Below are 13,170 nucleotides of genomic sequence, written 5' to 3'. Positions count from 1 at the left end.
TCCTTCAAACCCTTTTTTGCTGCGGTGCAGCGTACGCCCCAAATTCTGATGCGGCAAATAGTTTCGCCAGTGAGGATCTCACCCAGGGGAAAGCGAAGGGTTAACTGAAAGTCTTGAAAACCCCTGAAACTTCCGTGCCCCGGCCTGCACAGAGTTAACACCCTACCGGTACTTATTCTTCCATGGGGAGAGTCCAGCGGGAGCGATGCCTATGTTTCTTACTTGCCAACCTAATCCGCACGATGCCGGCCGCATGACACGCGCACTGGTATTCGAAAACACGCCAGGCACGCGTTTCGCGATCGATGCCGAAACGCTGCACCGCAACCCAGAACTGCTCAAACCTTTTGGGCGTGGATGGCATGTGCGCCTCAGAGTGCTGGACGCGATTGCCTATCTGGCCTGTCTGGCCGGTGTAATCGCCGCCCTTGTGATCGGCTGGTGGATGGCAGGTGTCGGGCTCGTAATCTGCGTCATGATGCTGGCAGCGAACCGGAAAACAGCTGGCCGCCTGGCGAAGTCGGCGGCGCAGCGTTCATCCGAAAACTTCCGGCAGCTTCACGAAATGGGCTGCCTCTGGCTGGTGATGGCCTAAAGGCCGAAAAGGCCGAGCAGGGCCGCCGCCACTGAGCCAATCGTGAACATCAAAGACAGCAGCACAGAGCTGCCCCGCTGCTCCTTCCGGCGCGTGCGGACTCCCTTCGGATTTTTGCCTTCCTTGGGCGCGAGCATCAGCCGCGTAGAGAAAAAGCCAAACGACGAAACCAGCGCGACGACACCCGAGATCCAACTGGTGGCGAGCAGGAACAGAGCACCGGAAACAAGCATCATGCCCGAGATCGGCGTCGCGGTCCGGTAGAGCAGCTCTCGGACATGGGAATCGGCGCGAGCACCCGTCAACTTGTCGAAACTGCAATTAGGGGACGCTACCGAAGCGACCCAAGACGCACCGATCGCCATCGCGCAACTGATCAGGGCAATGCCATTGAATAGGGATTGAAGGCTATCGAGCATCCCCCCTTATCGCTGGATTCGCGGTAAAGGCATGTAGATTTTCGCCGGTTTCCTGCCACTCAGCACTCGCCCTTTGCGGGATCTGGTTGGCGATTGGCCTAAAAATATGAGACTTTGTGGACCATTGAGCTCAGGTTCTCATCGATGACCTACAAACTGAAGCCCGGCGGCGAGAGCGTTCCGGACGGCGTTCGCAGAATTGCACGCGCCGAATTCGATAGAATTGCCGAAGTTGTCTCCGACGACACGCTGACAATCGCGCGCAAGGTGCACGAAGCCCGCAAGTGCACGAAACGGCTGCGCTCACTCATCCGACTCATTGCACCGATGTTTGCCAACGCTGCCCGCGAAAATACCGTCTTGCGGGACGCAGCGCGCAGCCTGTCCTCGGCGCGCGATTGTAGCGCTTTGCTGGAAAGCCTCGCACGATTGAAACTTTCGCCGGAGATCCGCGGCAGCGTCGAAGCCTCGCTACATACCCTTACCCGACCGTCCGCAATCGGGGGCACGCCCGCCGAGCTTCTGAAAGCGTTTGCGAAGGACATGAAGGCGGCGGCCAGGCGAGCAGAACATTGGGACATTTCCGGCGCCGGATTCGATCTGATCCAGCCCGGCCTGAAGCGCAGTTATCGAAAGCTGCGCAGAGACTTTGCTGACGCCCTCAAGACAGATGAAGAGGAAGCAAAGCACTGTTGGCGGAAAAGCGCAAAAAATCACTGGCATCAGACGCTCCTGCTCTCCCGCATCTGTCCGGACGCGATGGACGGTCACGCAAGGATGGCCGGCCGGCTTTCAGAACTTCTGGGAGACTGGCGGGACACCGGCCTGTTGCTCGCAGCCCTGGATGAGCTCGAGGCGACGGGATTGGATGAAAGCGCGCTCAAGCAAGTGAGACGCGCGGCTGTACGCGACCAGAAACGGCTTCTGAAGAAGGCAGAATTTATGTCCAGACTCCTGACCGCCGAGAAATCTGACGCGCTGACATTGCGCTGGGCCGCTTACTGGAGCGCCGCCGGCAAATAAGGCGGGGAACCGTCGCCATTCTGTCACGCAGCTGCGATATTGGGGGCCGTAAACTCGTCATCCTCAGGAGCTGTTATGACCCGTTTGCGCCTGCTTTCCGCGATCCTCGTAACCGCATTCGCCGCTGCTTGCGCAAGCGCTCCAGCTCCTGTGATCGAGGGCCAGAAATTCGTTCCGGCAAGCATTGAAACAGCGCCCGCCGGCGCGCGAGGAGACGCTGCGGATGATCCAGCTGTCTGGCGGCACCCCGAAAGTGCCGGAAAATCCCTGATCCTCGGAACCAACAAACGGGAAGGGCTTGTCGTATTTTCATTGGACGGCGCCGAAGTGCAGCGTCTGCCGATCGGACTGATCAACAATGTAGACATCCGTCAATCTTCGGATCGTCCTTTCGATATTGCTGTCGCCAGCAACGATCAGGTGAATGCAATCTCTATCTTTCTCATCGATCGCAAGACAGGCGAAGTCTCCCATCGCGGCGACATTCCAACATTGACAGAAGAGCCTTACGGCGTTTGCCAGGCACGCGAAGATGGACAGGACTATGCAGGCGTGACTTACAAGGACGGCCTCCTTCAAGTCTGGGCTATCGACGTCAGCGATGACGGATTGTCCGGAGAGATGGTAGACTCTTGGAAGTTCGACACCCAACTTGAAGGTTGTGTCTTCGATGAAGCCAATGGCACCCTATTTGTCGGCGAAGAAGACCATGGACTGTGGGCAGTAGATTATAAGAGCACCAACTCCGCGCCCCTGCTGATCGACGCGGTTGGCGGCACTACGGGTCTGGTGGCCGATGTGGAGGGTGTTTCCATCTGGCGCGGCAAGAATGGGGATGGCTGGGTGATTGCCTCCGCGCAAGCAGAGAACCGTTATGTCGTCTACGACCGAAAGGCGCCCTATACGCATCGCGGCAGCTTCTCAATTCAGGAAAATGAAAGCCTAGGGATTGATAAAGTAACGCATACGGATGGACTTGATATTTTCTCCGGTGCGCTGCCAGGTTTTCCGCGAGGGATCCTCGTGGTTCAGGACGATGGCAACCCACGTTCCGGCCAGAACCAAAACTTCAAGATTGTAGATTGGCTGGACATCCAGGCAGCATTGAGTCTGGAACCCATTGAAGCCGAGTAGGCAGCGTTAGACGAAGCTCGATTCCACAACCTGATCGATTACAGCGTCGTCTGCTGGAACCTGTCCATCTAGCATCAGCATCGCCAAGCCATGCACGATTGACCATGCCTGAAGCTGGCGGATGCGCCGTCGCTCTGCGGATGCCCCCTTTGGCAGAATGCCCTCAAGCGAACGCGAAACCATCCGCAACCTCGCCTCCCAGAGTGGCGCGCCGGCATCTCCCGCACTTCCCGGCGACGGATAGGTCATCATCATCCGGAACAGCGAGGGATTTGCGAGCGCGAAGCGGACATAGGCGCGCCCCATGGCGTTCAATGCCTCCCGGCCACCCGGCGTAAGCTTCATCGCCTCTTCGAACGCGGCATTGAGGCGCTCACTCCCCACTTCGCATAATGCCCCCAGCAACGCCGCTTTGTCCGGAAAATGCCTATAAACAGCCGTCGCAGAGACACCGGCGCGGCGCGCTATCTCCCGCAAGCTAATCTCTTCGGGCGACTTCATGGAGATCTCTGCCATCCCCTCTTCAATCAGGGCGGATCGCAGATCGCCATGATGATAGCGGGCCTTGCGAGGCTTTATGTTGACAGTGTTATCTTTATTGGTCATGTTGCCAGTGTAAACATAACCGGCCACTCGACAAGGCCGAGGGGAGATAGAAATGCCGAGCCCTGTGGAAGCAGCCATTCGCGGCGTCGTCACTCAAGGCGTGATGGCCCTGGCAAACTTCAATCGAAACCACCGCAAAATGAAGGGCACCAACCCCTTCTTGAGCGGCATTCATTCCCCCCTTGCGGCTGAATTTATTGAAGACAACCTTCAAGTGACGGGGCAAATTCCTGAGGGGCTGAACGGCCTGTACGTTCGCAATGGACCAAACCCGCTTCAGAAAGTGAACCCGGCAACGCATCACTGGTTCACCGGAGACGCCATGCTTCACGGTGTCCGTCTGCAGGGGGGCAAAGCGCTCTGGTATCGCAATCGCTGGGTACGCTCCAATTCCGTCAGCGATGCCTTGGGAGAGCCGCGGGCACCCGGCCCACGGAACCCGCGAACTGACAATCCGAACACGAATATTGTCGGGCATGCCGGCAAGATCTGGGCCGTCGTTGAGGCTGGCGGCTTTCCGGTCGAAGTGTCGGAAGATCTAGAGACACGCGCGCATAGCGACTTCAATGGCTTGATTGGCGAATCCTACTCCGCACACCCACATTACGATCCGGACACGGGCGAGATGCACGCGATCTGCTACAATCCACTGAACCCGGTCACGATCTTTCACACTGTGATCGACGCTCAAGGAAAAGTTTGCCGTCGCGAACCGATACCAGTTGAACACGGCCCCATGATCCATGATTGCATGATCACACCACATTACGTGATCATCATGGATCTGCCGGTGACATTCTCAATGGCCTCGATGGTGGGTGGCATCAGTCTGCCCTACCGCTGGAATTCAAAACACGCCGCGCGTATAGGACTATTGCCGCGCCATGGGAACGCCGCGGATGTTGTGTGGTGCGAGGTTGACCCGTGCTTCATCTTCCACCCCGCGAATGCTTTCGAAACGGATGATGGCAAGGTTGTATTGGATGCTTGCGTCTATGAGACGATGTTCGACAGCGATGCACGCGGACCTGACACGACATACGCCCGTTTCCAGAGACTGGAAATCAATCCAGCCAACAAGCGCGTAACACGGACAACCCTGGATGCAGCGCCTCAGGAGTTTCCGCGTTATGACGAACGCAGGACGGGGAAACCGTATCGATTTGCCTATACCGTTGCACTGCCCGAGCATGGTGACGCAGCGTTCCTGAACGAGACCCGCCTGTTCAAACATGACCTGGAAACAGGCAAGCGTCAGGTTCACGACTTTGGTGAAGGGAATGTGCCCGGCGAATTCGTTTTCGTTCCCGCCTCGGAGAATGCCGGCGAGGGTGACGGCTGGTTGATCGGCTATGTGATCAACACTCGCAGCGAACAATCCCAACTCGTAATCTTGGACGCCGCCAACTTTGAAGGCGCTCCAGTTGCAGCTATCAACATACCACACCGGATCCCACCGGGATTCCACGGCAACTTCATCGCAATGAACTAGCAGGAACGTCAGCCAACGCTCAATGCCAGCAACCGACTGATCTGAGCACGCGGCAAGCCGCTATCATCATGGTAAGCGTTGATAGCGGCTTGTAGACTGACCAGATCGCGCTTGCTGGTCGCCTGCGGCTTGTCGAGCGCACCTTCGCGCACCAACGCCGCACACACATGCGACGACGCAATCCATGCGTCCCATCCCGCAAAGCGCAGGAAATACTGCCCGGTTGCGCCACCGAGACGGCTGCCGCGTTTGTTCAGAATGTCGAGTAGCCCAATCTGATCAGCCGCAGGCCAAGTCGCGAGAAATCTGGCAAATCCGCCCTCTCGCGCCTCTATCTCCGCAACAAGCCTTGCATTCTCGAGCGTTGCCTTGATCTTCTGTCCGTTGCGCACAATTCTTTGGTCCGACACCAGACGATCCAGCATCTCTTCACCGAAGAAAGCGAGCTTGGCGGGATCGAAGCCTTCAAACGCCGCTTCGAACCCCTCCCACTTGGCATCGATGACTTTCCAGTTGAACCCGGCATTGAAGACGCAGCGCGCCATCACGGAAAGAAGGCGGTCCGCCGGCTGTTTGGCCAGGTTCTCCCTCGCATATTCATTCCTGGATTTCTCAAGGACCGCCTTTTCGCCGCCATGATGGCTTGCCGCCATTTTCAGGATCGGAGCGAACAGGCGGCCCATGAGCAACGTCCTTAGCCCAATGCGATTTCGTAGACTTTTGCGTAATCGTCTGCACTCATCGGCTTCGGGTTTCCGAAGTGCGCGAGGTCCTTGAGCGCATATTCGACAATGCCCGGACCATCTGAAGCCGCGAGCCCCATTGCACTGAGTGTCTTCGGAATTCCAATTGCGTCGTTCAGGTCCTGAATCGCATCAGCCAGATCAGCGCCGGCTTTCAGGCCCATGACCTGACGAAGGCGCGCATACTTTTCGTCCGCCGCGCCGTTATGGAAACGCAGGATATGTGGCAGGAAGACGGCGTTCAGCGTTCCATGGTGAAGCTTCTTCTCATGCAAACGCCCCGCTGCGTGGCTAAGCGCGTGAACACCGCCCAGTCCTTTTACAAAGGCAAGCGCGCCTTCATAACTCGCCATCATCATGTGCCAACGCGCTTCAGAATCTGAGCCGTCTTTCACTGCGCGCTGCAGCATTCCCATACCAAACGCACGGTGAGCGCCATCATAACCAATGCCCTCCGCGGGCGGATTTATAGCCGGAGTCAGAACAGCCTCGATACAGTGCGTCAGCGCGTCCATACCTGTGGCCGCGGTCAATCCCGCCGGAAGCCCAAGCGTCAGGTCCGGATCGCAGAGGGCGACAACTGGAATTAGGTTGGGCGAGGCAAAGGTTTCCTTCCGGCCGTTTTCCATTGTGATGACCATGCCCACGGAAACTTCAGAACCCGTGCCAGCGGTCGTCGGAATGGCGATCAGCGGCGGGGTCTTCCCGATTTTCTTAGCACCGCCGATAATGGCCGCGTATGTCTCCAGTGGTTCTGGATGACTGGCCAGAAGACCGATTGCCTTGGCGTGATCCATGGAAGACCCGCCACCCACTGCGATGATCCCATCAGCGCCAGATTCCTTGTAAAGCGCGGTGGCTTTCTTTGTCTGGGTTTCCGTCGGATTGGGAACGGTTTCGGCGAACACACCTGCCGCCGGTACACCCAGGGCGTCCTCCACCTTCGCCAGAATGCCGGAGGCCTTGATGCCCGCATCCGTCACAATGAACGGCCGCGTTATACCACGTGCCTTTGCAAGGGATCCAAGTTGCTTGAGGGCACCAGCGTCAAAGACGCATTGGGTGAGGAAATTGATGACGGGCATACGGAACTCCAGCGGAAATATGGTGCCGCATGTTCCCAACTGAGCGGATATTAGGCAAGCCTCTCCTTACGGCAGCCAGCTTTGCCCAATACGGGGTCACGGGAGGCACCTTGACCGGCGCCACCGGATTCCAAGCAAGGCGCTGGCAGCCCGATATTTCGGTGTGCGTGAATTTATCTCAATACGGACGAGTACCTAATTGAGCGCTTGTGCCGCGCGGCCCGCAGACGCGCGTCAAACTGGACGATTTCTCCTTTAATTCCAAAGAGCTAACCCAAACCTATCCTTCACTGAAACAGCGGGTTTCAATCATGAAAAAGCTCCTCGCAACCGCCCTGTTGGCCTCGACGGCCCTGATGGCATTTACCGGCACAGCAAGCGCCGAAGACAATCCGTGGATGGTTCGCGCACGCGTAATCAGCGTGATGCCTGACGAAGCCGGAGCGCTCTCGGTTGGCAATACTGCGCTACAAGGCGGCGTAGACATTGGCGATCAGTATGTGCCTGAGCTCGACATCACCTATTTCTTCACGAAGAACATCGCCGCTGAGCTGATCCTCGGGGTGACCCCACATGACGTCAAAGCCGTGAACGTAACCGTTCCGGGCGCGCTGACCGATGCCAACATCGACCTTGGCGACGTCTGGCTCCTGCCGCCGACACTTACGCTGCAGTATCACTTCCAGAACGGTACCAAGTTCAAACCCTATGTCGGCGCAGGCGTAAACGCGACTTTCTTCTTCAATGAGGACGCAGGCCCAGTTGCCGACGGCATTGACTACGACCCAAGCTTTGGCCCGGCTCTGCAAGCAGGCTTCGACTATGATCTCGACGGAAAAGAAGGTGGTTGGGCCATCAACGTCGACGTCAAGAAGATTTGGATCAACACCGATGTCACGGTCGACTTCACGACGGCCTTGGGCGCCAAGGTAAACGCTGACGTGGACATTGATCCTTTGGTGGTCGGCGTCGGCCTTGGTTACAAATTCTGACCCGGCCACGGTCAGATAGGGGCCGTTCCGGCGTCTAGTCCCCCTATCCCAGCCGGAACAGCCTTTCAGGAAACGCCGCGCGCTCCTCCCAGCTGCACGCGGCGTTTTTCTGTGCCCACCATCTGCGACAGGCACTTGCGCCGCGCCCTCACCTCGTTACTCGTCAAGGCATGACACTTCTGACTGTGACAGACCTCAAGGTCGAATTCGACACGCCCGATGGCACCGTTAATGCTGTTAAGGGAATCTCATTTGGCATTTCGCCCGGTGAGTGTGTGGGGATCGTAGGCGAAAGCGGCTCCGGCAAAAGCCAATCGGCGCTTGCGGCGATGGGCCTGCTTGCCGGAAACGGCACCTCCACCGGCAGTATTCGCTTTGGCGATACAGAAATGCTCGGCGCGTCGGCACCGACACTGCGCCGCATTCGCGGCGCGGAAATGTCAATGATCTTTCAGGATCCGCTGACGAGCCTGACGCCGCACATGACCGTCGGTGCGCAGATGCGGGAGATTCTCGCGCTTCACAAGGGCCTGAAGGGCGACGAAGCAAATCGTCATTGCATCGAGTGGCTAGAGCATGTTCGCATCCCGGAAGCTGCCCGCCGGATGGAACAGTTCCCCCACGAGCTTTCTGGCGGCATGCGCCAACGCGTCATGATCGCGATAGCCATGCTCTGTGGCCCCAAGCTCCTGATCGCGGATGAGCCGACTACCGCCCTGGACGTGACCGTTCAAGCGCAGGTTCTGGAGCTAATGGACGAACTGAAGCGCGAAACCGGAACGGGCATTGCTCTCATCACGCACAATATGGGCGTGGTCGCCCGTATGTGCGACCGTGTGATCGTGATGCGCCATGGCGAGATTGTCGAGCAGGGCGCAACCGACGACATCTTCTACGCGCCCAAACATGAATACACAAAAATGCTACTGGCCGCCGTTCCGAGGCTCGACCAACCAGATCCGCCGGGTCGACCGCCGCTGAGCGCTTCACCCGCGTCAGATATCGAGCCCCTGCTCCGAGTCGACAATATGAAAGTCCACTTCCCGATTCAGGTTAAGGGGGGGCTATTCGGCAAGCGCAAACCGTTGAAGGCGGTAAATGGCGTTAGTTTCGATCTCAAACCTGGGGAAACTCTGGGCGTCGTCGGAGAGTCCGGATGCGGAAAATCCACGCTGGCCCGCGGTGTTCTCAGGTTGATCCCTCCCACCGCCGGGACGGTTGCCTGGCTTGGCAAAGACATCGCTCATGCCAGCCGCCGCGAAATGGACCGCCTTCGCGACGACCTGCAGATCGTGTTCCAGGATCCACTCGCCAGCCTTGATCCCCGCATGACAATCGGAGCCTCGATCGCAGAGCCCCTGCTAGTGCACGCGCCGAGCTTATCCCGAAGCGAACGAGAAGCGAAAGTCCGCGAGATTCTACCCCGCGTCGGGCTCGATCCAAACCTGATCAACCGCTATCCGCACGAACTTTCCGGTGGCCAGAACCAGCGTGTTGGCATTGCCCGCGCCATGATCCTGAAGCCGAAGCTGGTGATTTGCGATGAAGCAGTATCCGCGCTCGATGTGTCGGTTCAGGCCCAGGTGGTCGACCTTCTGATCGAACTTCAGAAGGAGTTCGACCTCGCTATGATCTTCATCAGCCATGACCTAGCAGTCGTCCGTCAGATCAGCCACCGGGTGATGGTGCTATATCTGGGCCGCGTCGTGGAACTGGCCGGGCGCAACGAGATTTATGAAGATGCCCGCCACCCCTATACGCAGGGCCTGATCGCGGCCGTCCCTAACGCAGACCCCAAGGGTGAACGCACGCGCGAACGCACACGCCTGACAGGCGACCTGCCGAGCCCCCTGGATAGCCGGGCAGCGCTTCGTTTCCTGAAGTCCAAGCTGGTGGACGACCCCGAAGCCGACCAATATCAACCCCAGCTGGTTCAGGTGTCTGCAAACCATTGGGTTGCTGAGCATGACCCGGCCCCTGGTGCAGCAGGATTGCTTGTAAATTGACCTTCGCCCGAATAGGGTGCGGCCGCCTTTGCCGGAACCCTACACCATGCCTGACACATTGAATCCCGCCCTGCCCGTTACGCTGGAAGACATCCAGGCCGCCGCCAAGGTGCTTGAGGGGCAGATTGAGCGCACTGAGCTGTCTCACTCCAAGACGCTGTCGGCGATCACTGGCGCCGAAGTCTGGGTGAAGCACGAAAATCGCCAGTTCACCGCCGCCTTCAAGGAACGCGGCGCGCTGAACAAGCTGGTGAAGCTGTCGGACAACGAAAAGAAAGCAGGCGTCATCGCAGCGTCCGCCGGCAACCATGCTCAGGGCGTCGCCTATCACGCGCGCCGGCTTGGCATTCCGGCGACCATCGTCATGGCGGAAACAACCCCATTCAATAAAGTGGAGCATACCCGCGATCACGGCGCCCGAGTGCTTCTGGAAGGTCTAATCTTCGACGAAGCAAAGGATTACGCTCTCAAACTTGGAGAGAAAGAAGGCCTGACCTTCATTCACCCCTTCGATGATGCGGATATCATCGCAGGCCAAGGAACGATCGCGCTCGAAATCCTGGCTGACAATCCCGGTCTCGATACACTCGTCGTCCCGATTGGTGGTGGCGGCCTCATAAGCGGCATCGCAATCGCCGCCAAAGCCTTGAAACCCGACATCAAGATCATCGGCGTCGAAGCGGCGATGTACCCTTGCATGCACGCTGCCTTGCGCGGCAAGTCCCCCAAGATGGGCGGCGCGACCATCGCCGAGGGCATTGCGGTCAAGGAAGTCGGGCAACTGACTCGGCGCATTGCCGAGGAGCTCGTCGACGACATCGTGCTGGTCGAAGAAGAGCATCTGGAGCGGGCCATAACCCTCTTTGCAGAGGTCGAAAAGACCGTTGCGGAAGGCGCCGGCGCGGCTGGGCTGGCAGCACTTCTGGCGCATCCTTCGCGCTTCTATGGCCGGAAGGTTGGCCTTGTCCTTTGCGGCGGCAACATCGACACTCGCCTTCTCGCCTCTGTCCTGACACGTGCGTTGGTTCGCGAGAACCGGCTGGCCCGTATTCGTATCGTGGGGGATGATCGTCCCGGCCTGTTGGCGCTCGTGTCCAAGATCATTGGTGACAATGGCGCCAATATCATGGAAGTCGCACACAACCGGATTGCGCTGGATGTGCCCGCCAAGGGCGCAGAATTCGACATCCTGATGGAAACACGGGACAGTCAGCACACCCAAGAAGTAATCGACGCGCTCGCGCAAGCTGGTTACCCGCCCCGTGCGCTCTAGCCTGCCGAGGCGCGTGACTAACCTGAAAAACCCGAATAGAGACGTCACTCTGGTTTCGACGTCCACAGGAGGCATTGCCCCATGTTTCGTGTTCTCGCCGTCGCATTCGCCCTCAGCCTGTCGCTGACGGCATGCGCGCCCCAAGCATCAACAACTAAAGCCGAAGAAGCCGCAATGACCTCTCCGCTAGATAAATATGTCCCTTGGAATCCAGACGCGAAGGGCATCCAGACCCTGGACAGCGGTATTCAGTATATCGTGGCCAAGGAAGGCCCCAAAGACGGCAAGAAGCCCGTCGCAACCGACAGGGTCCGCGTTCACTATGATGGCCGCCTGCCGACTGGTGAGAAGTTCGACTCCTCCTTCGACCGCGGCACGGCCGCCGAGTTCCGCCTCGATCAGGTTATCCCCGGTTGGACGTTGGGCCTGCAGGAAATGCGTGAAGGAGATGAATATGTGTTCTACATCCCCAATCACCTCGCTTACGGACAACAGGCCCGCGGCAATGTGATCAAGGCAGGCGACGACCTCGTCTTCTTTGTTTCTCTTCTTGATATCGTTGAGCCAAAAAAATCTGACGCCGCCGCCTGGACGAAATACTATCCTTGGAACCCTGAGCTTTCTGAAGTTCAGACCACGGAATCTGGTTTGCAGTATGTCGTCCTCAAGAGCGGCGACGCCGAGGGCAAATCCCCTGTAGGCGGCCAGCTGGTCGTCGTTCACTATGAGGGCCGTCTTGCCGAAACAGGAGAGTTGTTCGACTCCTCCTATCAGCGCGGCGACCCGGAAGTGTTTCCCTCCAATGCGCTCATCAGCGGCTGGGTGGAAGCGCTCTCCATGATGAAGCCCGGCGACCACTGGATGCTGCATATTCCATCCGACCTCGGATATGGCGAAGAAGGCACGCCAGGCGGCCCAATCCCTCCGAACGCAGCACTTCAGTTCGAAGTGGAACTCCTAGACGTTCTGCAATAAACAAAGGATATCTTCATGGCCGTCGACGCAAACCAACTTGCCGCCCTGGCTCTCGCTGCCGGCAAGGAAATCATGCGCGTATACCGCACTGATTTCAGCGTAAGCCACAAGGACGACAAGTCAGTCCTTACGGAAGCTGACGGACTTGCCGAAGCGATCATTCTGAAGGGGTTGGCAGATGCTGAACCGGACCTGCAAGTGATCGCTGAAGAGTCAGTTGCGAGCGGAAATATGCCTGAGCATGGCGCCCGTTTCGCCTTGGTTGACCCGCTTGATGGCACCAAGGAGTTCGTCGCAAAGAATGGCGAGTTCACCGTAAACATCGCCATCATAGAAAACGGCCGGCCTGTCATGGGGGTCGTCTATGCCCCCGCGCTGCACCGCCTGTTCGTTGCCGAATCCCCATCGAAGGCATGGCAGGCAGAAGCCGCTCCCGATGGTCCAGTTCCAGACAAGCGCGCCCCTTTGCGCATCCGGCAAGCGCCCGCAGACGGCCTGACTGCGGTTGCCTCAAAGTCACACAGAAGTCCGGAAACGGATGAATGGCTATCAAAGTATCCTGTGGCCGACATTCAAGGCGCAGGTTCCGCGCTAAAATTCTGCCTTGTGGCGTCGGGAGAGGCGGATGTGTATCCTCGCCTCGGCCGAACCATGGAATGGGATACGGCAGCGGGGCAGGCGGTGGTGGAAGCCGCCGGTGGTCGCGTGCTGACCACGGACCATGAGCCGTTGCTCTACGGCAAGCGTGAGCGCGGCTATGACAATCCTCATTTCATCGTCTTTGGAGACGTGACGCCCGCCTGACTGGCGAAGACCGGAGAAGAGGC

At 58.3% G+C, this 13,170-nt stretch carries 13 protein-coding genes; 9 read left to right on the top strand and 4 right to left on the bottom strand.

The genetic code is table 11. The annotated features are described in order from the left end of the window. Window positions 1–253: 253 nt before the first annotated feature. The gene (locus tag K1X12_RS04850; RefSeq protein WP_220986502.1) at window positions 254–595 is read left to right on the top strand and encodes a hypothetical protein; all 342 of its coding nucleotides are present in this window, start codon (window positions 254–256) and stop codon (window positions 593–595) included. Here the strand turns inward: K1X12_RS04850 and K1X12_RS04845 are convergent. After that, window positions 592–1,014 carry a hypothetical protein gene (locus K1X12_RS04845; RefSeq protein WP_220986501.1) on the bottom strand — a complete coding sequence of 141 codons (423 nt, stop codon included), beginning with the start codon at window positions 1,012–1,014 and terminating at the stop codon, window positions 592–594. The genes K1X12_RS04850 and K1X12_RS04845 overlap by 4 nt on opposite strands. Before the next feature lie 144 nt (window positions 1,015–1,158). On the opposite strand from K1X12_RS04845, the gene K1X12_RS04840 reads away from it, so the two are divergent. Both K1X12_RS04840 and K1X12_RS04835 read left to right on the top strand, forming a co-directional pair. Then, a complete protein-coding gene (locus K1X12_RS04840) occupies window positions 1,159–2,037 on the top strand; it encodes a CHAD domain-containing protein (RefSeq protein WP_220986500.1) in 879 nt (292 codons plus the stop codon). Window positions 2,038–2,112: 75 nt separating this feature from the next. Further along, window positions 2,113–3,171 carry a phytase gene (locus K1X12_RS04835; RefSeq protein ID WP_220986499.1) on the top strand — a complete coding sequence of 353 codons (1,059 nt, stop codon included), beginning with the start codon at window positions 2,113–2,115 and terminating at the stop codon, window positions 3,169–3,171. A gap of 6 nt (window positions 3,172–3,177) precedes the next feature. On the opposite strand, the gene K1X12_RS04830 is transcribed toward K1X12_RS04835, so the two are convergent. Beyond that, window positions 3,178–3,777, bottom strand: coding sequence for a TetR/AcrR family transcriptional regulator (locus tag K1X12_RS04830; protein WP_220986498.1), 600 nt, complete (start codon window positions 3,775–3,777; stop codon window positions 3,178–3,180). 52 nt (window positions 3,778–3,829) lie between these two features. On the opposite strand from K1X12_RS04830, the gene K1X12_RS04825 reads away from it, so the two are divergent. Continuing rightward, the gene (locus tag K1X12_RS04825; RefSeq protein WP_220986497.1) at window positions 3,830–5,269 is read left to right on the top strand and encodes an 8'-apo-carotenoid 13,14-cleaving dioxygenase; all 1,440 of its coding nucleotides are present in this window, start codon (window positions 3,830–3,832) and stop codon (window positions 5,267–5,269) included. Between the two features lie 8 nt (window positions 5,270–5,277). On the opposite strand, the gene K1X12_RS04820 is transcribed toward K1X12_RS04825, so the two are convergent. Then, a complete protein-coding gene (locus K1X12_RS04820; protein WP_220986496.1) occupies window positions 5,278–5,952 on the bottom strand; it encodes a DNA-3-methyladenine glycosylase I in 675 nt (224 codons plus the stop codon). An 11-nt stretch (window positions 5,953–5,963) separates the two neighbouring features. Beyond that, window positions 5,964–7,097: an iron-containing alcohol dehydrogenase gene (locus tag K1X12_RS04815; RefSeq protein ID WP_220986495.1), complete on the bottom strand. Its 1,134-nt coding sequence runs from the start codon at window positions 7,095–7,097 to the stop codon at window positions 5,964–5,966. Between the two features lie 311 nt (window positions 7,098–7,408). Between K1X12_RS04815 and K1X12_RS04810 the strand changes: the two genes are divergently transcribed. From K1X12_RS04810 to cysQ, 5 genes are all read left to right on the top strand, one after another. Continuing rightward, window positions 7,409–8,089 carry an OmpW/AlkL family protein gene (locus tag K1X12_RS04810; protein WP_220986494.1) on the top strand — a complete coding sequence of 227 codons (681 nt, stop codon included), beginning with the start codon at window positions 7,409–7,411 and terminating at the stop codon, window positions 8,087–8,089. A gap of 170 nt (window positions 8,090–8,259) precedes the next feature. Beyond that, entirely contained in the window at window positions 8,260–10,095 is a 1,836-nt protein-coding gene (locus tag K1X12_RS04805) for an ABC transporter ATP-binding protein (protein ID WP_220986493.1), read from the top strand. Window positions 10,096–10,141: 46 nt separating this feature from the next. Continuing rightward, window positions 10,142–11,368 carry a threonine ammonia-lyase gene (locus tag K1X12_RS04800; protein WP_220986492.1) on the top strand — a complete coding sequence of 409 codons (1,227 nt, stop codon included), beginning with the start codon at window positions 10,142–10,144 and terminating at the stop codon, window positions 11,366–11,368. A gap of 81 nt (window positions 11,369–11,449) precedes the next feature. Beyond that, the gene (locus tag K1X12_RS04795; protein WP_220986491.1) at window positions 11,450–12,343 is read left to right on the top strand and encodes an FKBP-type peptidyl-prolyl cis-trans isomerase; all 894 of its coding nucleotides are present in this window, start codon (window positions 11,450–11,452) and stop codon (window positions 12,341–12,343) included. Window positions 12,344–12,358: 15 nt separating this feature from the next. Then, a complete protein-coding gene (gene cysQ / locus K1X12_RS04790; protein WP_220986490.1) occupies window positions 12,359–13,147 on the top strand; it encodes a 3'(2'),5'-bisphosphate nucleotidase CysQ in 789 nt (262 codons plus the stop codon). Window positions 13,148–13,170 lie beyond the last annotated feature (23 nt).

The organism is Hyphomonas sediminis (genome assembly GCF_019679475.1).
Taxonomy (GTDB): Bacteria; Pseudomonadota; Alphaproteobacteria; order Caulobacterales; family Hyphomonadaceae; genus Hyphomonas; species Hyphomonas sediminis.
The sequence above is the reverse complement of the archived record's forward strand: the minus strand, read 5'-3'. Positions and strand labels throughout refer to the sequence as shown.